The organism is Cupriavidus sp. 22TCCZM04-2, from assembly GCF_057798895.1.
On the sequence record NZ_JBYOJS010000004.1, the window covers coordinates 292,490 to 317,640 of the forward strand.

27 protein-coding genes are annotated in these 25,151 nt (G+C 66.6%); 8 read left to right on the top strand and 19 right to left on the bottom strand.

The window, feature by feature from the left end:
• Positions 1 to 4: 4 nt before the first annotated feature.
• The 5 genes from AC3FKG_RS09295 to AC3FKG_RS09315 all read right to left on the bottom strand — a co-directional run bounded on the left by AC3FKG_RS09295 (position 5) and on the right by AC3FKG_RS09315 (position 3,550).
• Positions 5 to 982 (bottom strand): Bug family tripartite tricarboxylate transporter substrate binding protein, encoded by a 978-nt coding sequence (locus AC3FKG_RS09295; protein WP_488742904.1) that lies wholly within the window; start codon positions 980 to 982, stop codon positions 5 to 7.
• Between the two features lie 34 nt (positions 983 to 1,016).
• Positions 1,017 to 2,033 carry an NAD(P)H-dependent glycerol-3-phosphate dehydrogenase gene (locus tag AC3FKG_RS09300; protein ID WP_488742905.1) on the bottom strand — a complete coding sequence of 339 codons (1,017 nt, stop codon included), beginning with the start codon at positions 2,031 to 2,033 and terminating at the stop codon, positions 1,017 to 1,019.
• Between the two features lie 110 nt (positions 2,034 to 2,143).
• Positions 2,144 to 2,668 carry a protein-export chaperone SecB gene (gene secB, locus AC3FKG_RS09305; RefSeq protein WP_483710297.1) on the bottom strand — a complete coding sequence of 175 codons (525 nt, stop codon included), beginning with the start codon at positions 2,666 to 2,668 and terminating at the stop codon, positions 2,144 to 2,146.
• Positions 2,669 to 2,787: 119 nt separating this feature from the next.
• Positions 2,788 to 3,045: a glutaredoxin 3 gene (gene grxC / locus AC3FKG_RS09310; protein ID WP_483710296.1), complete on the bottom strand. Its 258-nt coding sequence runs from the start codon at positions 3,043 to 3,045 to the stop codon at positions 2,788 to 2,790.
• A gap of 91 nt (positions 3,046 to 3,136) precedes the next feature.
• A complete protein-coding gene (locus AC3FKG_RS09315; protein ID WP_488742906.1) occupies positions 3,137 to 3,550 on the bottom strand; it encodes a rhodanese-like domain-containing protein in 414 nt (137 codons plus the stop codon).
• 175 nt (positions 3,551 to 3,725) lie between these two features.
• Here AC3FKG_RS09315 and gpmA point away from each other — a divergent pair, with 175 nt between their 5' ends.
• The 3 genes from gpmA (at position 3,726) to AC3FKG_RS09330 (ending at position 7,090) form a co-directional block, all read left to right on the top strand.
• On the top strand, positions 3,726 to 4,472 hold the full coding sequence (gene gpmA, locus AC3FKG_RS09320; RefSeq protein ID WP_483710294.1) for a 2,3-diphosphoglycerate-dependent phosphoglycerate mutase: 747 nt from the start codon (positions 3,726 to 3,728) through the stop codon (positions 4,470 to 4,472).
• A 171-nt stretch (positions 4,473 to 4,643) separates the two neighbouring features.
• Positions 4,644 to 6,245, top strand: coding sequence for a S41 family peptidase (locus tag AC3FKG_RS09325; RefSeq protein WP_483710293.1), 1,602 nt, complete (start codon positions 4,644 to 4,646; stop codon positions 6,243 to 6,245).
• A 95-nt stretch (positions 6,246 to 6,340) separates the two neighbouring features.
• Positions 6,341 to 7,090, top strand: a complete 750-nt coding sequence (locus AC3FKG_RS09330; protein WP_488742907.1) for a HesA/MoeB/ThiF family protein — start codon at positions 6,341 to 6,343, stop codon at positions 7,088 to 7,090.
• Between the two features lie 17 nt (positions 7,091 to 7,107).
• On the opposite strand, the gene mnmH is transcribed toward AC3FKG_RS09330, so the two are convergent.
• The 12 genes from mnmH to AC3FKG_RS09390 form a co-directional block, all read right to left on the bottom strand.
• Complete coding sequence (gene mnmH / locus AC3FKG_RS09335; RefSeq protein WP_488742908.1) at positions 7,108 to 8,208, bottom strand: tRNA 2-selenouridine(34) synthase MnmH; 1,101 nt, start codon at positions 8,206 to 8,208, stop codon at positions 7,108 to 7,110.
• Positions 8,201 to 8,350 carry a hypothetical protein gene (locus AC3FKG_RS09340; RefSeq protein ID WP_488742972.1) on the bottom strand — a complete coding sequence of 50 codons (150 nt, stop codon included), beginning with the start codon at positions 8,348 to 8,350 and terminating at the stop codon, positions 8,201 to 8,203. The genes mnmH and AC3FKG_RS09340 overlap by 8 nt, the downstream gene beginning before the upstream one ends.
• A gap of 148 nt (positions 8,351 to 8,498) precedes the next feature.
• Entirely contained in the window at positions 8,499 to 8,978 is a 480-nt protein-coding gene (bfr, locus tag AC3FKG_RS09345) for a bacterioferritin (RefSeq protein WP_483710290.1), read from the bottom strand.
• 121 nt (positions 8,979 to 9,099) lie between these two features.
• The gene (locus tag AC3FKG_RS09350; RefSeq protein ID WP_488742968.1) at positions 9,100 to 9,405 is read right to left on the bottom strand and encodes a (2Fe-2S)-binding protein; all 306 of its coding nucleotides are present in this window, start codon (positions 9,403 to 9,405) and stop codon (positions 9,100 to 9,102) included.
• Between the two features lie 210 nt (positions 9,406 to 9,615).
• A complete protein-coding gene (ptsP, locus tag AC3FKG_RS09355) occupies positions 9,616 to 11,376 on the bottom strand; it encodes a phosphoenolpyruvate--protein phosphotransferase (RefSeq protein ID WP_488742909.1) in 1,761 nt (586 codons plus the stop codon).
• 49 nt (positions 11,377 to 11,425) lie between these two features.
• Entirely contained in the window at positions 11,426 to 11,695 is a 270-nt protein-coding gene (locus AC3FKG_RS09360; protein WP_483710288.1) for an HPr family phosphocarrier protein, read from the bottom strand.
• Positions 11,664 to 12,119, bottom strand: a complete 456-nt coding sequence (locus AC3FKG_RS09365; protein WP_483710287.1) for a PTS sugar transporter subunit IIA — start codon at positions 12,117 to 12,119, stop codon at positions 11,664 to 11,666. The genes AC3FKG_RS09360 and AC3FKG_RS09365 overlap by 32 nt, the downstream gene beginning before the upstream one ends.
• Positions 12,120 to 12,229: 110 nt before the next feature.
• Positions 12,230 to 13,183 (bottom strand): glutathione synthase, encoded by a 954-nt coding sequence (gshB, locus tag AC3FKG_RS09370; RefSeq protein ID WP_483710286.1) that lies wholly within the window; start codon positions 13,181 to 13,183, stop codon positions 12,230 to 12,232.
• A 9-nt stretch (positions 13,184 to 13,192) separates the two neighbouring features.
• Positions 13,193 to 14,488, bottom strand: coding sequence for a glutamate--cysteine ligase (gshA, locus tag AC3FKG_RS09375; protein ID WP_483710285.1), 1,296 nt, complete (start codon positions 14,486 to 14,488; stop codon positions 13,193 to 13,195).
• 435 nt (positions 14,489 to 14,923) lie between these two features.
• Entirely contained in the window at positions 14,924 to 16,459 is a 1,536-nt protein-coding gene (locus AC3FKG_RS09380; protein ID WP_488742910.1) for an ammonium transporter, read from the bottom strand.
• Between the two features lie 26 nt (positions 16,460 to 16,485).
• The gene (locus AC3FKG_RS09385) at positions 16,486 to 16,824 is read right to left on the bottom strand and encodes a P-II family nitrogen regulator (RefSeq protein WP_276099315.1); all 339 of its coding nucleotides are present in this window, start codon (positions 16,822 to 16,824) and stop codon (positions 16,486 to 16,488) included.
• A gap of 50 nt (positions 16,825 to 16,874) precedes the next feature.
• The gene (locus AC3FKG_RS09390; protein WP_483710283.1) at positions 16,875 to 17,672 is read right to left on the bottom strand and encodes a TorF family putative porin; all 798 of its coding nucleotides are present in this window, start codon (positions 17,670 to 17,672) and stop codon (positions 16,875 to 16,877) included.
• A 377-nt stretch (positions 17,673 to 18,049) separates the two neighbouring features.
• Here AC3FKG_RS09390 and AC3FKG_RS09395 point away from each other — a divergent pair, with 377 nt between their 5' ends.
• Together AC3FKG_RS09395 and AC3FKG_RS09400 are read left to right on the top strand one after the other, a co-directional pair.
• Positions 18,050 to 18,328 (top strand): accessory factor UbiK family protein, encoded by a 279-nt coding sequence (locus AC3FKG_RS09395; RefSeq protein WP_483710282.1) that lies wholly within the window; start codon positions 18,050 to 18,052, stop codon positions 18,326 to 18,328.
• Between the two features lie 115 nt (positions 18,329 to 18,443).
• Complete coding sequence (locus AC3FKG_RS09400) at positions 18,444 to 19,985, top strand: YifB family Mg chelatase-like AAA ATPase (RefSeq protein ID WP_483710281.1); 1,542 nt, start codon at positions 18,444 to 18,446, stop codon at positions 19,983 to 19,985.
• 267 nt (positions 19,986 to 20,252) lie between these two features.
• Here the strand turns inward: AC3FKG_RS09400 and AC3FKG_RS09405 are convergent, their stop codons facing one another.
• Together AC3FKG_RS09405 and AC3FKG_RS09410 are read right to left on the bottom strand one after the other, a co-directional pair.
• On the bottom strand, positions 20,253 to 20,897 hold the full coding sequence (locus AC3FKG_RS09405) for a LysE family transporter (RefSeq protein ID WP_483710280.1): 645 nt from the start codon (positions 20,895 to 20,897) through the stop codon (positions 20,253 to 20,255).
• Between the two features lie 46 nt (positions 20,898 to 20,943).
• Positions 20,944 to 21,540, bottom strand: coding sequence for a hypothetical protein (locus AC3FKG_RS09410; RefSeq protein ID WP_488742911.1), 597 nt, complete (start codon positions 21,538 to 21,540; stop codon positions 20,944 to 20,946).
• 130 nt (positions 21,541 to 21,670) lie between these two features.
• Between AC3FKG_RS09410 and AC3FKG_RS09415 the strand changes: the two genes are divergently transcribed.
• The 3 genes from AC3FKG_RS09415 (at position 21,671) to AC3FKG_RS09425 (ending at position 25,108) form a co-directional block, all read left to right on the top strand.
• Positions 21,671 to 22,165: a thioredoxin fold domain-containing protein gene (locus AC3FKG_RS09415; protein ID WP_483711442.1), complete on the top strand. Its 495-nt coding sequence runs from the start codon at positions 21,671 to 21,673 to the stop codon at positions 22,163 to 22,165.
• 116 nt (positions 22,166 to 22,281) lie between these two features.
• Positions 22,282 to 22,818 (top strand): TlpA disulfide reductase family protein, encoded by a 537-nt coding sequence (locus AC3FKG_RS09420; protein WP_488742912.1) that lies wholly within the window; start codon positions 22,282 to 22,284, stop codon positions 22,816 to 22,818.
• Between the two features lie 109 nt (positions 22,819 to 22,927).
• Positions 22,928 to 25,108, top strand: a complete 2,181-nt coding sequence (locus tag AC3FKG_RS09425) for an ATP-dependent helicase (RefSeq protein ID WP_488742913.1) — start codon at positions 22,928 to 22,930, stop codon at positions 25,106 to 25,108.
• The last annotated feature ends 43 nt before the right edge of the window (positions 25,109 to 25,151 follow it).

Below are 25,151 nucleotides of genomic sequence, written 5' to 3' on the forward strand. Positions count from 1 at the left end.
ACCGTTATTCGGGCTGCACGCCCGCGGCGCGGATCACCTTGTCCCAGCGCACTTTCTCGCTCGCCATGGTCTGGCGCAGCGATGCCGGGGCCGTGCCGGCCGGCACGAAATACTGCGCGCGCATCTTCTCGCGCACGTCGGCGCTGCCAATGATGGCGACCAGCTCGCGGTAGAGCCGGTCGATGATCGCCGGTGGTGTGCCCGCCGGCGCCAGCACCGCCTGCCATGAAATCGCTTCGAATCCCGGATAGCCCGATTCCGCGACGGTCGGCACCGAAGGCAGCACGCCCGTGCGCCCCGTGGTGGTGACCGCCAGGATGCGCAGCTTGCCCGCATTGACCAGCGGCATCGCAATCGCGGGCACCATGAAGCCGGCCTGGATCTGCCCGCCGACCATCGCCGTGGTGACCTGCGGGAAGCCCGGATAGGGCACGTGCTGCAGGTCGATGCCGGCCATGGCCTTGAGCTGCTCCATCGCCAGGTGCGCGGCGCTGCCATTGCCGACCGAGCCGTAGTTCAGCGCGCCGGCCTTCGATTTGGCCAGCGCCACGAATTCGCGCACGTTTTGCACGGGCAGCCTTGCATCGACCACCAGCACATTGGGCGACGTCGCCACCAGCGTGACCGGGGCCAGCTGGCGGAACGGGTCATAGCTGAGGTTGCGCGACAGCGATGGCGCCGTCACCAGCGGCCCGTTGATCGTGAAGAGCAGCGTGTAGCCATCGGGCGGGGCCTTCGCCACCATGCCGGTGCCGATATTGCCGCCGGCGCCGGGACGGTTTTCCACCACCACCGGCTGCCCGAGCGTGGCCGCCAGTTTTTCCGTGAGGATGCGCGCGATCAGGTCCGGCGACGATCCCGCCGGGAACGGCACCACCATGCGCAGCGGCCGCGACGGCCAGGTGTCGGCCCAGGCCGGGGAAACAGCGCTGGCGGCGCAGGCACAGGCAAGCGCGATCAGCGCGTGGCGACGGGAAGTCATGCGATGTCGAGGTCGGAAAGAAACTGGAAGGCGGCTATTCGTCGCGCGCGTCGCGCTGCAGCAGTTGTGCCACGGCATCGGCGGCGCTCAGGCCTTCGAACAGCACGGCGCACACGGCACGCGTGATCGGCATCTCGACCTTTTGTACAGCGGCCAGTGCCGCCACGGCCTGCGCGCAACGCACGCCTTCGGCGACGTGGCCGAGACCGGCCAGGATCTGCTCCAGAGTCTGCCCAGCCGCGAGTTGCTGGCCGACCTTGCGGTTGCGCGACAGGTCGCCGGTGGCGGTCAGGATCAGGTCGCCCACTCCGGCCAGGCCCATGAACGTTTCCACGCGCCCGCCGAGCGCCAGGCCCAGGCGAGTCATTTCCGCCAGGCCGCGCGTCACCAGCGCGGCGCGTGCGTTCAGGCCCAGGCCGAGGCCATCGCTGGCGCCGGTGGCAATCGCCAGCACGTTCTTCACGGCGCCGCCAACCTCGACGCCGGTCAGGTCGTCGCTGCCGTAGATGCGCATGGCGTGGTGATGGAAAGCGGCCTGCGCACAGTCGGCAAGTTCAGGGACGCTGCACGCCACCGTCAGCGCGCACGGCAAACCCATTGCCACTTCGCGGGCAAAGCTGGGCCCGGTCAGCACGCCGTAGTCGAAGCCGCTGCTGCGGCCGGCGACATCGAGTTCCTCGCGCACCATCTGGTGCGGCAGCGCGTGCGTGCCGGCTTCGAAGCCCTTGCACAGCCACAGCATGCGGACATGGCCCTCGCCGCGCGTGGCCAGCCTGCGGGTCATCTCGCGCAGGCCCGAGACCGGCGTGGCGACCACCACGAGACCGTCCGGATCGTCGGCGGCATGAGCGACCGCCCGCTCGAAATCGGCCTCGACACGCAGCCGCTCGGAGAGCCGCACACCAGGCAGATAGGCATCGTTGCTGCCGCTGGCCCCGATCGCGGCAAGCTGGGCAGGATCGCGCCCCCACAGGATCACGTCATGGTTGACGGCGGCATGGCTGGCGAGTGCGGTACCCCAGGCACCCGCACCGAGGAAGGTCAGTTTCATGGCGGCTCGAACGGTGGATCGGCGCAATCGATGGTAATCCGGTGTGCGTGCCCCGGAAAGGCAAAACGGGGCCGCGGCCCCGTTTCGTCAGGCAGTGCGGGACTGCGGGATCAGTGGCGAGCCTGGCTGCCGTCGGGCATCACGATGCCGCTGTTGCTGTTGCCGCCGCCGGCGGCCTGGGCTTCTTCCATGGCGGCCTGCAGGCGCTGCTCGTACAGGGCCTGGAAGTTGATTTCCGACAGGTGGATGGCCTGGAAGCCGGCGCGCGTGATCACGTCGGCGATATTGCCGCGCAGGTACGGATACAGGATCGTCGGGCAGGCAATGCCCAGCAGCGGGTCGAGCTGCTCGACCGGCACGTTGCGGATGTCGAAGATGCCGGCCTGGTGCGCTTCCACGAGGAAGGCGACCTTTTCCTGGACCTTGGTCGTCACGGTGCCCGTCACCACCACTTCGAAGATGCCTTCCTGCAGCTGCGAAGCGGCCACGTTGACCTGCACTTCGACCGACGGCGCTTCCGATTCCAGGAAGATGCCCGGCGAATTCGGCTGCTCGAGCGACATGTCCTTGAGGTACACGCGCTGGATATTGAAGAAGGGTTGGTCTTCCTGCTGGGTGTTTTGCTGGTCGCTCATGAAAGGCTTCCGGGATGGGCGTTGGGCGTGGCGGCCGGTATCGGCACGAGCCTGCGCCCGGTTGGAAAACGCATATGGTACATGACGCGGGTGGCAATATCACCCGCGCCGGAGCGGGCTCAGGCAGCCAGCAGCGGCGACAGGCCGCCCTGGCGGTCCAGCGCTGAGAGATCGTCGAAACCGCCAACATGGGTGTCGTCGATATAGATCTGCGGCACGGTACGGCGGCCGGTGCGCGACATCATTTCTTCGCGCTTGCCGGGTTCGCGGTCGATCAGGATCTTCTCGATCGTCTCTACGCCCTTGGCCTTGAGCAGGCGCTCGGCCATCACGCAATAGGGACACACCACCGTGCTGTACATGACGACGCGGGCCATGCTGAATCTCCTTCGATACTCAAACGCCACGGCCCTGCCAGATGCAGGGTCCGGCGCGATGTGACGGACAGGCCGGCCAGTCGGGCGCGGCTTACTTGATGACCGGAAGACCGGCCTGCTGCCAGGCGGCGAGGCCGCCTTCAAGGGCATAGGTCTCACTGTACCCGGCTTCCTTCAGCGCTGCCTGAGCCTTGCCGAGGCCCTGGCCAGTCTGGGATACCACGATGATGGGGACGGCCTTGTCCTTTGCAAGACCGGCCGCGCGCGAGGCCAGCTCGGCCAGCGGGGCGCTCTTGGCCTGCGGCAGGTGGCCCTTGGCATACTCGGAGGCATCACGGATGTCGACCACCACGGCGCCGCGCTTGTTGATCAGCTGGGTGGCGGTCACCGTATTGACGGCTTTTCCGCCGGTGCCGCGGGCAATCGTGGGCCAGGCGAGCAGTCCGCCGGAGACCACGGCAAGTGCGATCAGGGCAAGGTTGTTATAGTCGGCGAAGAAATTCACGTTGGCGTTCCGTTGGGTTGGGTCGGCGGCATTATAAAATACGCGGTTTGGTGTCCGGGCCTCCGCTGTCAGGCACAGCGGCCATTGTCGCCTCATTGTTGCCTGGCTGGCACATGGCGACGCGCATGGGGCGATACCGGCGCACGCAGGTTACCTACACTCTGGAAGCAGCAGCATGTACAAGCTAGTCCTTATCCGCCATGGCGAGTCGACGTGGAATCTCGAAAACCGCTTTACCGGCTGGGTCGACGTCGACCTGACCGAAACCGGCGCCGCCCAGGCCCGCCTGGCCGGCAAGCTGCTCAAGGATGCCGGCTTCGCCTTCGACGTGGCCTACACCTCGGTGCTCAAGCGGGCCATCCGCACGCTGTGGCACGTGCAGGACGAAATGGACCAGATGTGGATTCCGGTGCGCAACGAGTGGCGCCTGAACGAACGCCACTACGGCGCGCTGGCCGGCCTGAACAAGGCGGAAACCGCCGCCAAGTTCGGCGACGAGCAGGTGCTGGTGTGGCGCCGCAGCTACGACACCCCGCCGCCCGCGCTGGAACCTACCGATCCGCGTGCCTCGTACGACGATCCGCGCTACGCGAGCGTTCCGCGCGAACAAATCCCGCTGACCGAATGTCTGAAGGACACCGTGGCCCGCGTGCTGCCGCTATGGAACGAATCCATCGCGCCCGACATCCAATCGGGCAAGCGCGTGGTCATCGCCGCTCACGGCAACAGCATCCGCGCCCTCGTGAAATACCTGGATCAGATCTCGGATGACGATATCGTCGGCCTCAATATCCCCAACGGCACCCCGCTCGTCTATGAGCTGGACGCCAACCTGCGCCCCCTGCGCCACTACTACCTGGGCGACCAGGAAGCCATCGCCGCCTCCCTGGCGGCTGTGGCCAGCCAGGGCAAGGCGCGCTGAAAGCCCGCCGGGCGACCTGCACCAGCCATGGTGCGGCCGCCCACCGACCGCCGGTACGTGACAGGCCTTTTTCTTCACACCCACTTATACTGTCGGACAAACCGCCCCGCGCCCCACGCGTGGCGGCTGCAGCCGGCATAATCCCCCTACGTACACGTTCAGGCAGCCCTCATGCGTAAGACGCTCAAGAACATCAGTCTCGTTTCGGTCGGACTTGTCGCCGGCGTGCTGGCCACGCTGCAGATTTCGGCAACCGCGCAGAATTCTTCCGGCCCGTTGCCGCTGGACCAGCTGCGGCTGATGGCCGACATCTTCGGGCAGATCAAGCGCGAATATGTTGAGCCGGTCGATGACAAGAAGCTGCTGACCGAAGCCATCAAGGGCATGGTCGCCAGCCTCGACCCGCACTCGGCCTACCTGGACGAAAAGGACTTCAAGGAACTGCAGGAAGGCACGCGCGGCCGCTTCGCCGGCCTGGGCATCGAGATCTCGCAGGAAGAAGGACTGGTCAAGGTCATCAACCCGATCGAGGACACGCCCGCGTTCCGCGCCGGCATCCAGCCCGGCGACCTGATCACCCGTATCGATGACAAGCCCGTGCGCGGCCTGCCGCTGGAGCAGGCGGTCAAGCGCATGCGCGGTGAACCGGGCACCAAGGTCACGCTGACGATCTATCGCAAGAGCGAGGAACGGACCTTCCCGGTTTCGATCACCCGCGCCGAAATCCGCGTCCAGTCGGTCAAGACCAAGATGCTGGACAACAACACCATCGGCTGGGTGCGCCTGACCAGCTTCCAGGAACGCACGGTGGCGGACCTGGGACGCAGGCTGAACGAGATGGCGCAGAAGAACCCGGGCCTGAAGGGCATCGTCCTGGACCTGCGCAACAACGGCGGCGGCGTGCTGCAAGGCGCGGTCGGCGTGGCAGCGGCGTTCCTGCCGGAAGACTCTACCGTGGTCTCCACCAACGGCCAGGTTGCCGACGCCAAGCGCGTGTACAAGGCGACCTTCAACAACTACCGCCTGTCGTCGATCGAGGACGATCCGCTCAAGGACCTGCCGGCGCTGTACAAGAAGATCCCGATGGTCGTGCTGACCAACGCCTATTCGGCGTCGGCGTCCGAGATCGTGGCCGGCGCGCTGCAGGATCACCACCGCGCGCTGATCATGGGCAAGACCACGTTCGGCAAGGGTTCGGTGCAGACCGTGCGGCCGCTGACCAATGACACCGGCATCAAGCTGACCATCGCGTACTACTACACGCCGACGGGCAAGTCGATCCAGGCCAAGGGCATCCGCCCGGACATCCCGGTCGACCAGAACGCGGACGGCGATCCGGACGACGCGCTGATCACCCGCGAGATCGACACCGAGCGCCACCTGCACAACAAGCAGGAATCGGAAGAGCCGGAAATGAACGAGCGCGAACAGCGCCGCGTGGAAGAACTGCGCCGCCTGGAAGAGGAAAACGCGAAGAAGACGCCGGAAGAGCGCGAGAAGGATCGCCGCAAGAAGCCGATCGAATTCGGCTCGGCCGACGACTTCATGCTGCAGCAGGCCATCGCCCAGCTCGACGGCCAGCCGGTCAAGCGTTCCAAGTCGAAGCTCGAAACCAACCCGCCCGCCGACAAGCCGGCCAAGGCCGCACCGGCGAAGAAGAGCCCCAGCGCCCCGGCGGCCAAGCCTGCGCCGGCGCCGGCCAAGCAGCCCCCGGCGAGCGCGCCGATGGGCGCGCCGCTGGGCACGCCGACCGGCAAGGCGCCCTCGCCCTGAGCGGCACCCTGACCAGAAGCGGCCCCGCGGGGCCGCTTTTTACATTGCACGCCCGGCCCTAAGTTGCCTCCGGGCCCTGTCCTGAGCCTGATGCCATGAACGACGATCAACTGCTGCGCTACTCGCGCCATATCCTGCTCGATGAACTGGGCATCGAAGGCCAGGAACGCCTGCTGGGCGCCCGCGCGCTGGTGATCGGCGCCGGCGGCCTGGGCGCCGCGGCCCTGCCCTACCTGGCGTCGGCCGGCGTCGGGCGGATCAGCGTGGTCGACAACGACCACGTGGACCTGACCAACCTGCAGCGCCAGATCATCCACACCACGGAAAACGTCGGCCGCCTGAAGGTGGAATCGGCGCGCGAAGGGATGCTGCGCATCAACCCGGGCGTGCAGGTGGAAATCATCGCAACCCGCGTCGGCGATGCGGAGCTGGACCAGCTCGTGGCGCAGGCTGACGTGGTGCTCGATTGCTGCGACAACTTCGCCACACGCCAGGCCGTCAACCGTGCCTGCGTACGGCACCGCGTGCCGCTGGTGTCTGGCGCGGCGCTGCGCTTCGACGGCCAGATCAGCGTGTTCGACCGGCGCCGCGACGACGCGCCGTGCTACGCCTGCCTGTTCCCGCCGTCAGAGCCAGCGCCCGAAGTCGCCTGCGCCACCATGGGCGTGTTCGCGCCGCTGGTGGGCATGGTCGGCACCGTGCAGGCGGCCGAAGCGCTCAAGCTGCTCAGCGGCGTGGGCCAAAGCCTGGCCGGCCGGCTGCTGATGGTCAATGCCATGACGATGGAGTGGACCACGATGCAGCTCGCGCGGACGCCGGACTGCCCGATCTGCGCGGGACACTAGCGCAACGCCGGCCAAGCTCAACGCGCGGAGCGCTCGCGCAGCCACTCGGTCACCGCGGCGCGGTCGCCGCGGAACACGATGCGCTCCGCTCGGTTCTGCTTCTGGTAGGCGTACATCGGGTCGTAGTAGTCGCGCAGCAGCACTTCGATCCAGCCACGATGCAAGCCGGTTTCGCCTTGCTCCGACTGGCGGACCAGCGCCTGCTCGAGCAGTGTCGACAGCCGCGCGTAGCGCTCGCCGCCCAGGCGCGGGGAGATTGCCGCCATGGCATCACGCAGACGCGCCGCATACGCCTCGAAACCGGCCTCCGGACCGAGCTGGTCGATGTGCTCGGCTGCCAGGCCCAGCACATAGTCGCGCAACACGCGTTCGACGCGCTCGTCGAATGGCGCCTCCAGCCACACCAGCGGGCTCGCCTGCATGCGCTGCCACAGCACCTTGGGCAGGTCCCGGCCGCCGATGAAGCGGCCCTCGTCCTCGACCACCAGCGCGCGGTAGCCGGCATCGGCCCGCCGCAGCAGGTCGATGGCCAGCGCATTCTCGAAATCGACCTGCGGCGGTTGCGCCTGCGCGCGGCGGCCAAACGCGGAGCCGCGGTGACGGGCCAGCCCCTCCAGGTCCACGGCCGCCGGCACCTCGTCGATGACGTCGGTCTTGCCGGTCCCGGTCATGCCGCCAAGCACGAGAATATCCCGCGTGGCCGCGGCTTGCTCCGTCACGTCGATCAGGAAGCTGCGCATGGCCTTGTAGCCGCCGGTCACGCGCGGGTATTCGATGCCCGCCTCGTCGCGCAGCCACCGCTGCACGATCTGCGAGCGCAGGCCGCCACGGAAGCAGTACAGGTAGCCGTCCGGATGCGCGCGGGCAAACGCCGCCCATTGCGCTAGCCGCGCGGCCTTGATATCGCCCGACACCAGGCGATGACCCAGTTCGATCGCCGCGTCCTGCCCCGCCTGCGCATAGCAAAGGCCGACCTGATGCCGCTCCTCGTCATCCATCAGCGGCAAGCTGACGGTGCCCGGGAACGCGCCGCGCGCAAACTCCAGTGGCGCCCGCACATCCATCATCGGCGCGCCGCTCAGAAACAGCTGCCGGAAGTCGCCGGTGTCCTCACGCATCAGACCACCTCCGGCGCACGACGCGTTCAACGACAGTGGCTAGTTCCACACCGGCGCGGATCACGTCGGGCATATTGGGGAAAATGGTGCAGCCACAGCCGGCCCCGTGGCTGCCCTGCGTCAGGCGAATGGATTTGGCCATGGTCATGGCTCCTGTACGGCGGTCTGGATGAAGAAAAGAATTGGAATGAGAAGGGTTACTGCAGGTGGGCAAACAAGGCGGTGGCGCCCGGATGCGCCACGCGGGGATGCCGGCCACCCGAAAAGGCAGCCCGGCAGGAACTGGCGGCTTACTGCTCGCCCGGCTCCATCTGCGACTGCAGGTAGTTCTGCAGGCCGACCTTGTCGATCAGGTCCAGCTGCGTCTCCAGGTATTCGATGTGCTCCTCGGTGTCGGTGAGGATATCTACCAGGATCTCACGGCTGACATAGTCGCCAACGGATTCACAGTATGCAATCCCTTCCTTCACGGTGGCATGCGCGCCCTGCTCGAGCTTCAGGTCGCACTTGAGCATCTCCGGCGTGTCTTCGCCGAGCAGCAGCTTGTGCAGGTCCTGCAGGTTGGGCAGGCCGTCGAGCATCAGGATGCGGTCGATCAGCCGGTCGGCGTGCTTCATTTCGCCGATCGATTCCTTGTACTCCACCTCGCCGAGCTTCTTCAGGCCCCAATGGCGATACATGCGCGCGTGCAGGAAATACTGGTTGATCGCGGTCAGCTCGTTCTTGAGCTGGGCATTCAGATGCTGGATGACCTTTTTGTCACCTTTCATGGGTGGCTCCTGTTGCATCGGGCCCGCGCCAAAACACGAACGGCGCCAGAGGCGCCGTTTGCAGTCGAAGCAAGAATGCGCGAAAACGCGCCGTGAACCCCGTTTCAGTTCATGGGCGCGTTCAAGCCACCAGCGCCTGACGCTGGTCGTTCGCGACTGCCGGGTCCCGAGTGTCCATTATGGTACATGTGGTGGACACCGAACAGGTAGAAATCTCCACAACCTGGATGCTCCCGATCGTGGCTGCAGTCACGTTTCGCACGGCGGCTATGCCTTCCTGCAGCACCTCGTGGGCGCACTCGCGGCACCGGCCGCAGCAGGTCCCGACGCCAAGCGTCTCGGCCAGTTCGTCGAGGGTCTCGACGCCCAGAAGAGCGGCTCCATGGATTTCGCGATCGGTAATCTGGTTGCAGATGCAGACGTACACAACTCCCTCCTTGGGGGCTGGCGGCACCGGCTTGCCGCTCGAATGAACGTCAGAATACCAAAGATCGAAAATGATAACAATTCCCATTAAGCCACATGTGCAAAGGTGGGATCTGCATCACGTCAGGAAGCGTGGCAAGCCATTTTTGGCGCACATTCACCATGCAAAAGTGACGATTATGCGCAAACTTGCAGAAAAACCCTTTGCGCCCTAGGGCTTAGCGAGTTGCCGCAGCGCGGCTTCCTGCTCCTCGGGTTCGTAGGCGCTGAGCACCTGGTCGACGAGCGGCTCGAGACGGGTGCAATCGGCGTGCAGGACTTCCTGCTTGACCCGCAACAGCTGCGCCGGATGCATCGAGAATTCGCGCAGGCCCATGCCCAGCAGCAGGCGCGTCATGCCCGGATCACCGGCCATCTCGCCGCAGACCGCCACCGGCACGCCGGCCCGGTTGGCTTCGCGGATGGTCCGGGCAATCAGTTGCAGCACGGCCGGGTGCATCGGATCGAACAGGTGTGCCACGGCATTGTCGGCACGGTCGATGGCGAGCGTGTATTGCGTCAGGTCGTTGGTGCCGATCGACAGGAAATCCATGCGCTTCAGGAACAGCGGCAACAGCAGCACCGCGGCCGGGATCTCGATCATGGCGCCGACCTTCAGGCCGGGATCATAGGGCACGCCGCACTCGTCGAGCTGGCGCTTGGCCTGCGCGAGCAATTCGAGGGTCTGGTCGATCTCGCGCGCATGCGACAGCATCGGCACCAGCAGCCGCACCGGCCCGAAGGCCGAGGCCCGCAGCAAGGCGCGCAGTTGCGTCAGGAACATGGTCGGCTCCGACAGCGACCAGCGGATCGCACGCAGCCCGAGCGCCGGATTGAGCGCGGTCTCGAAATCGTCGCCGCGTCCGTCCAGCGGCTTGTCGGCACCGACGTCGATGGTACGGATGGTCACCGGCAGGCCATGCATGGCCTCGACCGCGCGACGGTAGGCGGCAAACTGCTCGTCCTCGTCGGGCAACTCGCCGCGCCGGTTCATGAACAGGAATTCCGAGCGGAACAGGCCAACGCCCACGGCGCCCGCCGCCAGCGCGGCGCCGGCGTCCTCGGCCATTTCGATATTGGCCAGCAGGTCAACCTCCTGGCCGTCCAGGGTGACCGCCGGCGTGTGCCGCAAGCGCTGCAGGCGCTTCTTTTCCAGCGCGCGCTCGCTCTGGCGGTGGCGGTATTCCTCGAGAATGATGGCCGAGGGATCGACGATCACCAGCCCGGCGTCACCATCGATGATGATCCAGTCGTCCTGCCGGATCAGCTCGCTGGCGCTCTGCACGCCGACCGCCGCGGGGATGTCCAGGCTGCGCGCGACGATGGCCGTGTGCGAGGTGCGGCCGCCCATGTCGGTCACAAAGCCGTGGAAGACGGTGTGGCGGAACTGCAGCATGTCGGCCGGCGCGATATCGTGGGCCACCACGATCACGCCCGGCGCCGGCTCGCCGTCGGCGGCCAGTGCGGGCACAGGCGCGGGCGCCAGCACCGGCGCGCCGGCCAGCACCTTCAGGATCCGTTCCACCACCTGCTGGATGTCGGCCTTGCGCTCGCGCAGGTATTCGTCTTCGATCTCGTCGAACTGGCGCATCAGCTCTTCAAGCCGCGTGGTCAGCGCCCACTCCGCGTTGTATCGGCGCCCGCGGATCAGGGCTTCCGGCTCGCGCGACAAGGCCTCGTCATCGAGGATCATCGCGTGCACGTCCAGGAACGCCCCCATTTCCTCGGGGGCTTCGCGCGGCAGGTCGCGCTTGAGTGCGGACAGTTCGGCCCGCACGGCGGCGCGGGCCGAACGCAGGCGCTCGACCTCGTCGTCGAGCCGGTCTTCATCTACCAGGTAGTGCGAGACGTCCAGCGCCGCGGGCGCCAGCAAATGGGCGCGGCCGATGGCGACGCCGCGGGAGACCGGGATGCCGTGCAGGGCAAATGACATGTGCCGCTCCGTCAGGAACGTTCAGGGAAGCATCGTGGCGCGGCGGACCTCACTCGCCCTCGCCAAAGCGATTGGCGATCAGCGCCAGCAGCGCGTCCATCGCCGCCTGCTCGTCCGGCCCGTCGGTCTCGATGGTCACCGTGGACCCGATGCCCGCCGCGAGCATCATCACGCCCATGATGCTCTTGGCATCGACCTGGCGCCCGTTGCGGGACATCTTGACCTGACTGGCAAAGCTGCCGGCCAGCTGGGTCAGCTTGGCCGATGCGCGGGCATGCAGCCCGAGCTTATTGATTATGGTGGTGTCCCTCTGCAGCATATCGGTCGGGATGGTTGGCTGTTTGGTTTTGTACGGTTGTTGTGCCGACCTGCAGCACGCCCTGCGATCCCCCGGCAAGCGCCTTGGCCACCAGCTGGTCGAGCTTTTCCCCGCGATAGCAGATGGCGCGCACCAGCATCGGCAAGTTGACGCCGGCCAGCACCCGGACACGCCCCGGTTCCGCCAGCCGCGCCGCAATATTGGCTGGCGTGGCCCCGAAGATGTCGGTCAGCACCAGCGCGCCGTTTTCGTCGCAGACGGCATCGAGCCGTTGCCGGGCTTCCGCAAGGACGGTGGCGGGATCCGCGTCAGGAAGGACGTCGATGGCCTCCAGCCGCTGCGGCTGGCCACAGTAGACGTGGGTGGCGCAATCGCGCAAGGCCGAAGCCAGTGGGGTGTGCGCGATGATCAGAATTCCTGCCATGTTGTGAATCCGTTGGACTGGCCCGATTGTAGCAGGCGCCTTCCCCGGTTTTTTCGCCCTCCTGGCCGCCTTACGCCCGCTTTCGGACTCCTCCTACCGGCGAGCTTTGCTCAGGCCCCTGGTGCCTCTACCGCATGTTCGAGCGCGTCAATGAACATCGCGGCCACCTGGAACCCGGTCTGCTGGGTGATCTCCTGGAAACAGGTCGGGCTCGTCACATTGACTTCCGTGAGGTAATCGCCGATCACATCGAGCCCCACCAGCAGCAAGCCTTTCTCCCACAGCCCCGGCGCCAGCGCCTCGGCGATCTCGCGGTCGCGCACGCTCAGCTCCTGGGCGCGGCCCGTGCCGCCCGCGGCCAGGTTGCCGCGCACTTCGCCGGCCATCGGCACCCGCGCCAGCGAATACGGCACGGGCACCCCGCCGATCAGCAGGATGCGCTTGTCGCCGTCCTTGATCGCCGGGATATAGCGCTGGATCATCAGCGTGCGGCGGCCGTCCTCGCCCAGCGTCTCGACGATGGCACCGAGGTTCATGCCGTCCGGGCCCACCCGGAACACGCCCATGCCACCCATGCCGTCCAGCGGCTTGATGATGATGTCGCGGTGTTCGGCGTGGAAGTCGCGGATGCGCGCGATGTCGCGCGTCACCAGCGTCGGCGTGATGAATTCCGGAAACTGGTTGATCGCCAGCTTCTCTGAATGGTCGCGGATGGCGGCCGGCTTGTTGAACACGCGCGCGCCCTGGGACTCGGCCAGCTCCAGCAGCCAGGTGCTGGTGACGTACTCCATGTCGAACGGCGGATCCTTGCGCATCAGCACCGCGTCGAAGTCCTTCAGCGACGTGAGCGCCGGCGTGCCTTCGCGGAACCAGTCATGGCTGTCGCCCGTTAGCTGCAGCGGCGTGGCCACGGTCTCGACCTGGTCGCCGAACAGCGACAGCTGCGACTGGAGGCTCCAGAACAGCTGGTGGCCGCGCGCGGCGGCCTCCGTCATCATGGCGTAGGTGGAGTCCTTGTAGGTCTTGAAGGTCTCCAGCGGATCGGTGATGAAGAGGATGCGCATGGCGGCTCGTCAGAGAATCGGATTCGGGTCGGTCTTTTCGAGTTCGAGCGAAGCCGCCAGCAGGGCGAGCCGCGCCACCACGCCGTACATGTAGAAGCGGTTCGGCACCGCCGCGCCCGGCTTGGCGTGGCTGTCCGGGATGCCGTTGGGCGCGAACGCCAGCGGCACGAAGTGCATGCCCGGGGCGTTCAGGTTCTCGTCGTTGCCGCGGCCGGTGTGCACGCGGTAGAAGCCGCCGACCACGTAGCGGTCGATCATGTAGACCACCGGCTCGGCCACGGCCTCGTTGACCTTCTCGAAGGTATGGACGCCTTCCTGGATGATGACGTCGCTGACCTCCAGGCCTTCCTTCACGACGCTCATCTTGTTGCGTTCCTTGCGGTTCAGGCCCTTGACCTCGGACGGGTCGCGCACGGTCATGATGCCCATGCCGTAAGTGCCCGCATCGGCCTTGACCACCACGTAAGGCGTTTCCTTGATGCCGTATTCGCGATACTTCTTGGCCACCTTCTTAAGCACGGCCTCCACCGAGTCGGCCAGCGCTTCCTCGCCGATGCGCTCGTGGAAATTCACGCCCGAACAGCGCGCAAAGTACGGGTTGACCATCCACTGGTCGATGTCGATCAGCTTGGCGAACTTCTTGGCGACCTCGTCATAGGCGGCGAAGTGGTTGGTCTTGCGGCGCGTCGACCAGCCGGCGTGCAACGGCGGCAGCAGGTACTGTTCGTTGATGTTCTCCAGGATCGGCGGAATGCCGGCCGAGAGGTCGTTGTTCAGCAGGATCGAGCAGGGATCGAAATCCTTCAGCCCGAGGCGGCGGTCCTTGGTGCCGAGGCGTGCCAGCGGCTCCACCACCAAGCTCTGTCCGTCGGGCAGTTCGATCGGCGTCGGCTCCGTGATTTCCTCGGACAGCGACCCGAGGCGCACATTGAGGCCCGCCTGGCGCATGATCAGCGACAGCCGCGCCACGTTCTGCAGGTAGAACATGTTGCGGGTATGGCGCTCGGGGATCAGTAGCAGGTTCTTGGCGTCCGGGCAGATCTTCTCGATCGCGGCCATGGCCGCCTGGACCGCCAGCGGCAGCATTTCCGGCGCCAGGTTGTTGAACCCGCCCGGGAACAGGTTGGTGTCGACCGGCGCCAGCTTGAAGCCGGCATTGCGCAGGTCCACCGAACAATAGAACGGAGGCGTATGTTCCTGCCATTCCAGCCTGAACCAGCGCTCGATGGACGGCGTGGCGTCCAGGATTTTCTTCTCCAGTTCGAGCAGCGGACCGTTCAGCGCGGTGATGAGATGCGGGACCATATCCATCCTGTTGATCTATTGGTCGTCTTAATCGTTCGCCCAGATTGTAGAGGAACGGCCAATTGGCTGCTGGCACGCCCTTTATAAGGATATGCCCGGCGCAGCATAAGGGATGTGGATATGGGGACGTCCGCGCAGATGTAAACCCCGGCGGCGGCACAAAAAAAGAAGCGCGGCATTGCCGCGCCTTCAAATGGCCTGACAGATACGGGGAGCGTTCTGCAGGTGGAGGAAACTGCCTCACTGGCAATTTATGTGCGCTACCCCCTAAATACAATTGAAGCTTTTTAAGATCGGATTTAAGCACCCGGCGAAGAACCGCTCTGCCGCGCCAGGCCTGCCCTTGCGGCGCGACAGAAAAAAGCCCGGCACGCGGCCGGGCAAAACTCCTGAGAGTCGATTCCCAATCAGCTCTCCAGCACAACACCTTTACGATCAGACCTCGTAAGCAGTTTCACCGTGCGAGGTGATATCCAGGCCCTCGCGCTCTTCTTCTTCCGGCACCCGCAGGCCGATCAGCATGTCCACCAGCTTGTAGGCCACGAAGGCCACCACGCCGGACCACACGATGGTGGTGAGCACGCCCTGGAACTGAATCCAGACCTGGCCGGCGATCGAGTAGTCGTCCGCCACCTTGTTGGCCACGTAGTCGTAGATGCCGGTGCCGCCGAGGCTCGGCGCGGCAAATACGCCGGTCAGCAGCGCACCCAGGATGCCGCCAACGCCGTGCACGCCGAACACGTCGAGCGAGTCGTCCATGCCCAGCATGCGCTTCAGGCCGGTCACGCCCCACAGGCACAGCAGGCCAGCCAGCAGGCCGATTGCGATCGAACCCATCGGGCCGACGAAGCCGGCTGCCGGGGTGATGGCGACCAGGCCTGCCACAGCACCCGAGGCACCACCCAGCATCGAGGGCTTGCCCTTGCCGATCCACTCGCCGAAGGTCCACGCCAGCACCGCGGCGCAGGTGGCCAGCAGCGTGTTGACGAAGGCCAGCGCGGCCGAGCCGTTGGCTTCCAGCGCCGAGCCGGCGTTGAAGCCGAACCAGCCGAACCACAGCAGCGAGGCACCGACCATGGTGAAGGTCAGGCTATGCGGACGGATCGCCTCGCGGCCGAAGCCGATGCGCTTGCCGAACATGAAGGCACCCACCAGGCCAGCCACGGCGGCGTTGATGTGCACCACGGTGCCGCCGGCGAAGTCGAGCGCACCCTTCTGGAACAGCCAGCCGGACTTGGCCGTTGCTGCCGTACCCGCGGCGGCGTCGGTGAACGAGTCCGGACCCGGCCAGAACCAGACCATGTGGGAGATCGGGATGTACGAGAAGGTGAACCACAGCACCACGAACACCAGCACGGCCGAGAACTTGGCGCGCTCGGCAAAGGCACCGATGATCAGGCCACAGGTGATGCAGGCAAACGCGCACTGGAAGGCGAAGTAAGCCAGTTCCGGCACGGCCACACCCTTGCTGAAGGTGGCCGCCACGGCGTCGACCGTGAGCCCCTTCATGAACAGCCGGTCGGTGCCGCCGAAGAAGGCATTGCCCTCGGTGAAGGCGAAGCTGTAGCCATAGACGGCCCACAACAACGCGACCAGCGAGAAGATCACCAGGCACTGCATCAGCACCGACAGCATGTTCTTGGAGCGCACCAGGCCGCCGTAGAACAGTGCCAGTCCAGGCAGCGTCATCAGGATCACGAAGGCCGTGCTGACCAGCAGCCAGGCGGTATCGCCCTTGTTGGGCACGGGCGCGGCCGGCGCGGCAGCCGCTTCGGCCGGGGCAGCGGCGGCGGCGGGGGCGGCCGCTGCTGCCGCAGGCGCCGCGGCTGGCGCGGCGGCGGCGGCCGGCGCGGAGGCCTCTGCCGCCGGCTTGTCCTGCGCGACGGCATGGGTGGAAAGGCCGACGCCGGCCGTGCCGATGGCCAGGGCCATCGCGCCCGCCGTCAGGATTCGCTTGAACCAGGTTTTCATTTGTCTAGCCTCTTGTCGTTGTGCTGTCACAGGGCATCGCTGCCGGTCTCGCCGGTGCGGATGCGGATGACCTGCTCGATCGGCGCCACGAAGATCTTGCCGTCGCCGATCTTCCCGGTGCGGGCCGACTTTTCGACGGCCTCGATAGCACGGTCCACCACATCGTCGGGCACTGCCACCTCGATCTTCACCTTGGGCAGGAAGTCGACGATGTACTCGGCGCCGCGGTACAGCTCGGTGTGGCCCTTCTGGCGGCCAAAGCCCTTGACTTCGGTCACGGTAATGCCCGACACGCCGACGTCGGACAGTGCTTCACGCACCTCGTCTAGCTTGAAGGGCTTGATGACTGCGATGATCAGTTTCATCGATTTCTCCTGTGGGCACGCCGCTGCGGCCTGCCCTGGCTGACGCTCAATTAGAAAGTCTTGGAAAGGGACACCCACCCCGTGTTGTTGCCGACGTTGTGGTTATAGCTGTTGGTGTAGAACGAGTCCTTCGCGTTGGTGCCGATATAGGCCACCGCCACGGAGAAGCCCTTGCCCAGGTCCTTGGTCAGGCCGAGCTTCCAGTCCAGGTAGGAAGCCGCGCTGATGTGCTGGACGTTCTGGTAGCCGACATGCGCGTTCAGCGTCAGGTCCCACACATTGAGCGGGTAATTGAAGCTCAGGTCGATGTAGCTGCTGTACTGGCTGTTGGCGATGCCGAACAGGTTGGTGAGCGCCTGGGAGTACTTCAGGAATACCGGACCGTAGCCGATGCCGGCGTAGAGCTCGGTGGTGTAAGGACGCGGCTGGCTGTAGCCGCCCGGATAGAAGTACTGCAGCACGCCGACGTCATAGTTGAACTCCAGGTCGCTGGCCTTGAAGGTGTTCTTGAAGCCGCCGTAGAAGTCCATCTCGATCGGTGCCGACACCGACTTGTCGGCGTCCGAGATCCAGCTGATGCTGGAGTTCCAGTTGCCGATGTAGAAGCCGCTCTCATGCGCGTAGTCGAAGCCGCCCTGGATGGCCGGACGGCGGTTGGACTGGCTGAGGCCGCGATAGCGGTAGTCCGACACCAGCGCGACGTTCGCCGTGAACGTATGCGGCGACGCGGGCTCCGCGGCAGCGGCGGCCGGGGCTGGCGCCGCAGCATCCGTGGCGCTTTGGGCGAATGCGGTGGCAGCGGAACTACAGAGAACTACCGCGCTGACTGCAAGGGCCAACTTCTTCATGGGTTCCTTCTCCTTTTCCTTTTGGCTCGGATTTCGTTTTTGGGGTTTCGGTGATGCGGGCGAACTCATTACTGCAACTGCCGTGCCAGCTCTGCGGAAACCAGGCATCCGGAAATACCGGAAGGACGAAGGGTGATCAGAACCCGGCTTCAATTTGCCTTGCAGCAAAGCCAGATCGCGTCAAAAGGTGTGAACGGCCGCACGGCGGAGCTTTCATGCACGTGCCTGAAGGGCGATAATCGAAGCCTGAAGATGACCGGCCAGCACGTCGGCGGACGGGCCGCCCGCAATATGGGCGCCCAATTCCTGTGCGAAAGCGAGGCATGCGGCAGGTCATTCCCAGGACTGGCACCACCAAGGTGCGCGAAGGAGAAACCATGAAACCGACCGATCTCTTCAACGACCTGCAGAACAAGGTCAACGAGGCACTGCGCAACTCGCCGGCAAGGGATATCGAAAAGAATGTGCGCAGCATGATGACCCAGGGCTTCGCCAAGCTTGACCTGGTCACGCGCGAGGAATTCGATGTGCAGTCGCAGGTGCTGGCCCGCACGCGCGCGCGCCTGGAGGAACTGGAAGAACGCGTAGCCGAGCTGGAGCGCCGCGCCGGCATTCCGCCCGGACCTGGTGCCGTGGACAGCACCGGGGGCGCATGACGCCCAGGCCGCTGCCTGACCCGTTGCCGAAAGGCCGCCGTTTCACGGCGGCCTTTTTCGTTAACGCTTCCAACAAGCTTCCATCACAACCGCGTCACAACGACGTTCGAGACACATGAGCCTTGCCGTCCTGCACAGCCGCGCGCTCACCGGTATCGAGGCGCCGCCCGTGCGTGTCGAAGCCCACCTGGCCAATGGCCTGCCTGTCTTCACCATCGTCGGCCTGGCTGACACCGGCGTGCGCGAAAGCCGCGAGCGCGTGCGCGCCGCCATCCTGAACAGCGGCTTCGAGTTCCCGAGCCGCCGGATCACCGTCAACCTGGCGCCGGCGGACCTGCCAAAGGAGTCGGGCCGCTTCGACCTGGCCATCGCACTAGGCATCCTGGCGGCCAGCGGGCAGATACCGTCGGCGGAGTTCGACCAATACGAGTTCGCCGCCGAGCTGTCGCTGTCGGGCGACCTGCGGCCGGTGCGCGGCGCGCTGGCGATGGCCATGCGCCTGGCGCGCGAGAACGCCGTGCGGCAGGCCTGCGGCGACACCCCGCGCGCGTTCCTGGTGGCAGCGGGCAACGGTGCCGAGGCGGCACTGATCGAAGACCTGGCCGTCCACGGCGCCGCCACGCTGCGAGAGGTCTGTGGCCACTTCGCGCCGCCGTTCAACCAGCGCATTGCCCGCGCGGTCCCGGCCGCGCTCGCGCTGGTGCCGGAGCCTGGACCGGACCTGCGCGACGTGCGCGGCCAGGCGCAGGCGCGGCGGGCGCTGGAAGTGGCCGCCGCTGGCCAGCATTCCGCCCTGCTGGTGGGGCCACCCGGCACGGGCAAGTCGATGCTGGCCCAGCGCCTGCCCGGACTGCTGCCGCCGATGTCGCTCGACGAGGCACTGGAATCGGCCGCCGTGCTGAGCCTGACGCCCGGCGGCTTCAAGCCCTCGCGATGGGGCGTGCGGCCGTGCCGGTCGCCTCATCACACCGCGTCCGGGCCGGCCATGGTCGGCGGAGGCGGCAATCCACGCCCCGGAGAAATCTCGCTGGCGCACCATGGCGTTCTGTTCCTGGACGAACTACCCGAGTTCGACCGCAAGGTGCTCGAGGTGTTGCGCGAGCCGCTGGAATCGGGCCGCATCACCATCGCGCGCGCGGCGGGCCATGCCGACTTCCCGGCCTGCTTCCAGTTCGTGGCCGCCATGAACCCGTGCCCCTGCGGCTACCTTGGCCATCCGGAGCGCGCATGCCGCTGCACGCCCGATCAGGTCCGGCGCTACCAGTCGAAGATTTCAGGGCCGCTGCTCGACCGGATCGACCTGCAGATCGAAGTTCCGGCGCAGGATCAGGGCGAGATGCTGGACGGCCCCGCCGGAGAACCCAGCGAGGTCGTGCGCGCCCGCGTGCTGGCCGCGCGCGAGCGCCAGCTGGCGCGGCAGGGCAAGCCCAACAGCGGCCTGGCCGGGCGCGAGATCGAGCACCACTGCCCGCTCGAGCCGACCGCCCAGGCCTTGCTGCGCGGCGCCATGGCACGGCTGGCGTGGTCGGCAAGATCGTACTTCCGGGTGCTCAAGGTAGCGCGCACGATCGCCGACCTCGAGGGCGCGGGGAACCTGACCACGGCGCACATCGGCGAGGCGATCCAGTATCGGCGTGCATTGCGCACACCGGGTTGATACCGCACGATGGATTCAGCGCCGCGGCGGTACGCCTACAGGCGGTTCCACGGGTGGCGGGAGCGGATCGTCTTCCGGCGGCAGGGGCAGGTCGGGCGGGACCCCCGGGGGCGTGGGATCGTCGAGGGGCGGGACGGTATGCGCCGGGCGCGCGGTCGTACCGGCGGGCGAAAGGAAAGTCGGCATCAGGGGATCTCCGCGACGAAGGTCTCCCCTCATTGAAGCAAACCGGACCGCTTATCGCCAGCAGCGACCGGCAAGCCGCCCTCAGGCGTGCTGGCGGCGCACGAAGAACAGCGCCGCGCCGACGGCCATCAGCACGCTGCCGAAGAAGCGGTTCTGCCAGCGCACGGCGCGCGCATTGCGGAACAGGCCCTGCATGCGCGAGGCCAGCAGCGCATAGCCATGCATGACGACCAGATCGACGCCGCACATCGTCACCGCGAGGATGGCCAGCTGCGGCCCGAGCGGATGCGCGGGATCGATGAACTGCGGCAGCACCGCGACCATGAAGATGATCCCCTTCGGGTTGGTCACGTTGGTCAGCAGGCCGGTGGCAAAACGCCGGCGCGGGCTCATTGGCGTCACGCGTACGGCATCGCTGCCATTCGCTGCCGTGCCTTCCTCAACCCGCGCCCGCCATTGCTGCAGGCCCAGGTAGATCAGGTACATGGCGCCCACGGTCTTGACCGCGGCGAACGCATGCTCCGACGCCAGCAGCAGCGCCCCCAGCCCGCCACCGGCAATCAGCAGGATGATGACCAGCCCGGCCTGCAGGCCGAAGATGGTGGTCGACGTCCTGCGCACGCCGTACGACAGGCCATGGCTCATCGACAGTACCGCGCCTGAACCGGGCGACACGGCAATGACCCAGCACGCGGCGAAATAGGCCAGCCAGACTTCCCAACGCATCACTTCTCTCCTTCAGACAAACCTTGAGACAAAACGTGGGGGCGGATCAATACGGATGGAACCCGCCCAGGAACTGTTCCACCTGCTCGGCATGGCGCTGGTCGCGCGCGCCCTCGCCCGACTCCAGCACCACCGCCTGGTAAGCGCGTGGGCCCACGGCCACGAGCCGCGCGGTCAGGCGGCGCGGCAACTTGTCCTGCGGAGACACGCCGCTTGCCTCGACTTCGATGCCGTCGAGCGGCCGCGCCGGCTGGTCGGCGGACTGGATCGTCACCGCGCGCGCGCGCACGGGCTCGCCGGCATGTACGCCAAGGTTGGCCAGCAGGCCGGATTGCATGGCAGCCAGCGCCTCGCGGCGCAGGGCGGCATCGTCGGCCGGCAGCGTGACGACGCCGACAGCGAACAGCATCTCGTCGACGCGCGCCGCCTCCATGGTCATCGGCAGCTTGTGCCCGGCAATGGCCACGTCGCGCGCGGCGCTGGTCGGCTTGCCCGGATAGAGCGCGGCATAGCCGCCCTCGCCCGACTGGATCGTGCGCCAGTCATAGCGCGGCGAACACGCGCCGAGCCAGGCCACGGCAAGCATGGCCGGCAACACCAGGCGAAGCCGGGAGAACCACTGACAGACCTGAGGAGGGGGCATCGGGGGCGTGGCCGCTACGTTGCGGCGCAGATTGTCGGGGCCGGGACGGCGGCGGGCTGGCGCCTCGCCGCCGGGCGGAAACCGGTATTATCCTGGAAGCCGCCGGCCCGTGCTTGCTGCGCTTTACACCATGCCCCCGCTGATCCCGATCCGTCGACCCTCCGTTCGTCTTGCGGCCGCAGCGCTGCTCGGACTTGCCGCCCTGGCCGGCTCCGCCAGCGCCGGCACGCCACATCTGCCGCGCGCGACTGACCTGGCCGCCCATGCCGCCGAAGCGGCGCGCCGCGGCGAGCCGCTCGTGGTGCTGGTCTCGCTGCCCGATTGCGGCTACTGCGACACCGTGCGCAAGAGCTATCTCGGCCCGCAGGCAGCAGCCGGCGAAATCGCCGTTCGCGAAGTCGACATGACCGCCGACACCCCGTTGCGCGACACCGATGGCTCGATGACCACGGCACGCGCGTGGGCCAAGGCACATCAGGTGCGCGTGGCGCCGACCGTACTGTTCCTCGATCGCGAAGGACGGCAGGCCGCAACCCCGCTGCGCGGCCTCCAGCCCGATTTCTACGGCGCCTACCTGGAACAGGCCCTGGGCCAGGCGCGTGCTGCTGTCGCCACCGCACGCTGACCACCGCCACTGCGGCGGATTGACGCACGCGGCGGAATGCAGCAGCGCGCCGCGCCCGGGTTTAGAATGGCCTGTTGCCAGTTGAACGGGGCCGGCCCCTGCCGGACCGCATTGCCATGACAAACGCCGCCTCCGCCACTTCCCGACCCCGCAAGCTTTGGCCCATCGCCGTAGTCGTCGTAGTCCTCGCCGCGCTGGGCTGGTTCGGCTACCGCGCGCTGTCGCCATCGAGCCAGGTGCCCGCCGCCACCTTCACGCTGCTCTCGGGCGAGAAAGTCAGCACGGGCGACCTCAAGGGCAAGGTCTACCTGATCAATTTCTGGGCCACGAGTTGCGCCACCTGCGTCAAGGAAATGCCGGACATGGTCCGCACCTATGAGCAGTACAAGGGCAAGGGGCTGGAATTCGTAGCCGTGGCCATGAACTACGATCCCCCGATGTACGTGATGAACTACGCCAAGACGCGCGGCCTGCCGTTCAAGGTCGCGATGGACTCGGACGGCGCCGCGTCCAAGGCCTTCGGCAATGTGCAGCTCACGCCCACCACCTTCGTCGTGGACAAGGACGGCCGCATCCTCAAGCGCTATGTCGGCGAGCCTGAATGGGACGCGCTGCACAAGCTGCTCGACGGCGCGCTAGCCAAGGCGGCCTGACGAATTTTCCGGCAACGGCTGCAAAACGGGGATAAAAGGTGCTCATCGGGCACCTTTTTTGTTGGGCTGGTGCCGCGCCCGCTGCGACTGGCTTGCGCCCGGGGCCTGTATGGATATACAGTTTGCGACAGTCTTCCTGCCCGCCCTGACGGCGGCCACACCCGAACCGCCCGTGTCACTGGATCTTGCCCCTCTCGCGGAATTGCCTTCCGCCCTTGCCGAACATGCCACACCGGACGCTGACGTCCCCGCCTACCTGGCGCGGCTCAATCCGGAACAGCGGACGGCGGTCGAGCACACCAGCGAAGGTCCGCTGCTGATCATCGCGGGTGCGGGCTCGGGCAAGACCAATACGCTCGCCCATCGTGTCGCGCACCTGGTGCTCAAGGGCGCCGATCCGCGCCGCATCCTGCTCCTGACGTTTTCACGCCGCGCGGCGGCGGAAATGGGCCGGCGCGTGGAGCGCATCGTCGACCAGGCGCTCGGCATCAGTACCGGCGCCGGCCGGGCCGCGCTGCAGTGGTCGGGCACCTTCCACGCGATCGGCGCACGGCTGCTGCGCGAATACGCGGAAACGCTGGGCTTATCGCCGGCCTTCACCATCTGCGACCGGGGCGACTCCGCCGACCTGATGCACGTGGTGCGGCATGACCTGGGCCTGTCCGAGCAGGCCAGCCGCTTCCCGAAAAAGGAAACCTGCCTGTCGATCTATTCGCGCGTGGTCAACACGCAGGCGCCGCTTGAAGACGTGCTCAAGCGCTGGTTCCCGCGCTACACCATGTGGATCGATGCGCTGCGCGCGCTGTTCGCGGGCTATGTCGAAGCCAAGCAGAAGCAGCAGGTGCTCGACTATGACGACCTGCTGCTGTACTGGGCGCAGGCACTGACCGAGCCCGCCATCGCACAGGACATGGGTGCGCGCTTCGACCATGTGCTGGTCGACGAATACCAGGACACCAACGCGCTGCAGGCGTCGATCCTGCTGGCGCTGCGGCCCGATGGCCACGGCCTCACGGTGGTCGGCGACGACGCGCAGTCGATCTACGCGTTCCGTGGCGCCACCGTGCGCAATATCCTCGATTTCCCCGCGCAGTTCGCGCCGCCCGCGCGGCAGGTCACGCTGTCGCAGAACTACCGTTCGACGCAGCCGATCCTGCAAGCCGCCAACGCGGTGATCGGGCTTGCGTCCGAGCGTTACACCAAGGATCTATGGTCCGAGCGCACCTCGGCCGAGAAGCCGGGCGTGGTCGTGGTCAACGATGAAGCCGACCAGGCCCGCTTCGTGGTCGAGCGCGTGCTGGAGCGGCGCGAGGCAGGCCTGGCGCTGATGGCGCAGGCGGTGCTGTTCCGCGCGGCCGACCACAGCGCGCAACTGGAGATCGAACTGGCCCGGCGCAATATCCCGTTCGTGAAATTCGGCGGCCTCAAGTTCCTCGAATCCACGCACGTGAAGGACGCGATGGCCGTGGTGCGCTGGCTGCAGAATCCGCTCGACCGCATCGCGGGTTTCCGCACGCTGCAGTTGCTGCCCGGCATCGGGCCCAAGACTGCCGCGCGCGTGCTCGACGCACTGGCGGTGGCCACCGAGCCGCTGTTCGCACTGGAATCGTTCGAGGCGCCGCCCGCCGCCGCGCCAGCCTGGAGCGACCTGCTGGCGCTGGCGCGCACGCTGCTCGGACCGGCCTCGCCGTGGCCGTCGGAGTTCGAGCAGGTCATCGCCTGGTACCAGCCGCACCTGGATCGCATCCACGACGATGCCGCCGCGCGCATGGCGGACTTGCAGCAGCTGGAGCGCATTGCCGCGAGCTATGCCTCGCGCGAGCGCTTCCTGACGGAACTGACGCTGGACCCGCCCAGTGCATCGAGCGATGAATCGGGCGTGCCGCTTCGCGACGAGGATTTCCTGATCCTGTCGACGATCCACTCGGCCAAGGGCCAGGAGTGGAAGGCGGTGTACGTGCTCAATGCCGTGGACGGCTGCATGCCGTCGGACCTCGCGACGGGCACGACAGAAGAGATCGAAGAGGAAAGGCGGCTGCTGTACGTGGCGATGACGCGCGCCAAGGACCATCTGGATGTCGTGGTGCCGCAGCGTTTTTATGTGCACCAGCAGCCGGGGTTCGGCGATCGCCATGTCTATGCGTCACGCACGCGTTTCCTGCCGAACCGGGTGATGCCGAACTTCTACAGCCGGTCCTGGCCGCCTCCGCCGATGCCGGGAGAAACGACGTCGAAGGCAACGCTGGCGCCGGTGGATCTGGCCAGCAGGATGCGGAATATGTGGCGGTGAGCCGCGGACGCTGACTCGCCTCAGCAAACCCGCCGGTTTGCTC

Coding starts and splice junctions, on each gene's coding strand:
- AC3FKG_RS09295 (WP_488742904.1), bottom strand. CDS start 982: ATGACTTCCCGTCGCCACGCGCTGATCGCGCTTGCCTGTGCCTGCGCC.
- AC3FKG_RS09300 (WP_488742905.1), bottom strand. CDS start 2,033: ATGAAACTGACCTTCCTCGGTGCGGGTGCCTGGGGTACCGCACTCGCC.
- secB (WP_483710297.1), bottom strand. CDS start 2,668: ATGAGCGACCAGCAAAACACCCAGCAGGAAGACCAACCCTTCTTCAAT.
- grxC (WP_483710296.1), bottom strand. CDS start 3,045: ATGGCCCGCGTCGTCATGTACAGCACGGTGGTGTGTCCCTATTGCGTG.
- gpmA (WP_483710294.1), top strand. CDS start 3,726: ATGTACAAGCTAGTCCTTATCCGCCATGGCGAGTCGACGTGGAATCTC.
- AC3FKG_RS09325 (WP_483710293.1), top strand. CDS start 4,644: ATGCGTAAGACGCTCAAGAACATCAGTCTCGTTTCGGTCGGACTTGTC.
- AC3FKG_RS09330 (WP_488742907.1), top strand. CDS start 6,341: ATGAACGACGATCAACTGCTGCGCTACTCGCGCCATATCCTGCTCGAT.
- mnmH (WP_488742908.1), bottom strand. CDS start 8,208: ATGCGTGAGGACACCGGCGACTTCCGGCAGCTGTTTCTGAGCGGCGCG.
- AC3FKG_RS09340 (WP_488742972.1), bottom strand. CDS start 8,350: ATGGCCAAATCCATTCGCCTGACGCAGGGCAGCCACGGGGCCGGCTGT.
- bfr (WP_483710290.1), bottom strand. CDS start 8,978: ATGAAAGGTGACAAAAAGGTCATCCAGCATCTGAATGCCCAGCTCAAG.
- ptsP (WP_488742909.1), bottom strand. CDS start 11,376: ATGTCATTTGCCCTGCACGGCATCCCGGTCTCCCGCGGCGTCGCCATC.
- AC3FKG_RS09360 (WP_483710288.1), bottom strand. CDS start 11,695: ATGCTGCAGAGGGACACCACCATAATCAATAAGCTCGGGCTGCATGCC.
- AC3FKG_RS09365 (WP_483710287.1), bottom strand. CDS start 12,119: ATGGCAGGAATTCTGATCATCGCGCACACCCCACTGGCTTCGGCCTTG.
- gshB (WP_483710286.1), bottom strand. CDS start 13,183: ATGCGCATCCTCTTCATCACCGATCCGCTGGAGACCTTCAAGACCTAC.
- gshA (WP_483710285.1), bottom strand. CDS start 14,488: ATGGTCCCGCATCTCATCACCGCGCTGAACGGTCCGCTGCTCGAACTG.
- AC3FKG_RS09380 (WP_488742910.1), bottom strand. CDS start 16,459: ATGAAAACCTGGTTCAAGCGAATCCTGACGGCGGGCGCGATGGCCCTG.
- AC3FKG_RS09385 (WP_276099315.1), bottom strand. CDS start 16,824: ATGAAACTGATCATCGCAGTCATCAAGCCCTTCAAGCTAGACGAGGTG.
- AC3FKG_RS09390 (WP_483710283.1), bottom strand. CDS start 17,672: ATGAAGAAGTTGGCCCTTGCAGTCAGCGCGGTAGTTCTCTGTAGTTCC.
- AC3FKG_RS09395 (WP_483710282.1), top strand. CDS start 18,050: ATGAAACCGACCGATCTCTTCAACGACCTGCAGAACAAGGTCAACGAG.
- AC3FKG_RS09400 (WP_483710281.1), top strand. CDS start 18,444: ATGAGCCTTGCCGTCCTGCACAGCCGCGCGCTCACCGGTATCGAGGCG.
- AC3FKG_RS09405 (WP_483710280.1), bottom strand. CDS start 20,897: ATGCGTTGGGAAGTCTGGCTGGCCTATTTCGCCGCGTGCTGGGTCATT.
- AC3FKG_RS09410 (WP_488742911.1), bottom strand. CDS start 21,540: ATGCCCCCTCCTCAGGTCTGTCAGTGGTTCTCCCGGCTTCGCCTGGTG.
- AC3FKG_RS09415 (WP_483711442.1), top strand. CDS start 21,671: ATGCCCCCGCTGATCCCGATCCGTCGACCCTCCGTTCGTCTTGCGGCC.
- AC3FKG_RS09420 (WP_488742912.1), top strand. CDS start 22,282: ATGACAAACGCCGCCTCCGCCACTTCCCGACCCCGCAAGCTTTGGCCC.
- AC3FKG_RS09425 (WP_488742913.1), top strand. CDS start 22,928: ATGGATATACAGTTTGCGACAGTCTTCCTGCCCGCCCTGACGGCGGCC.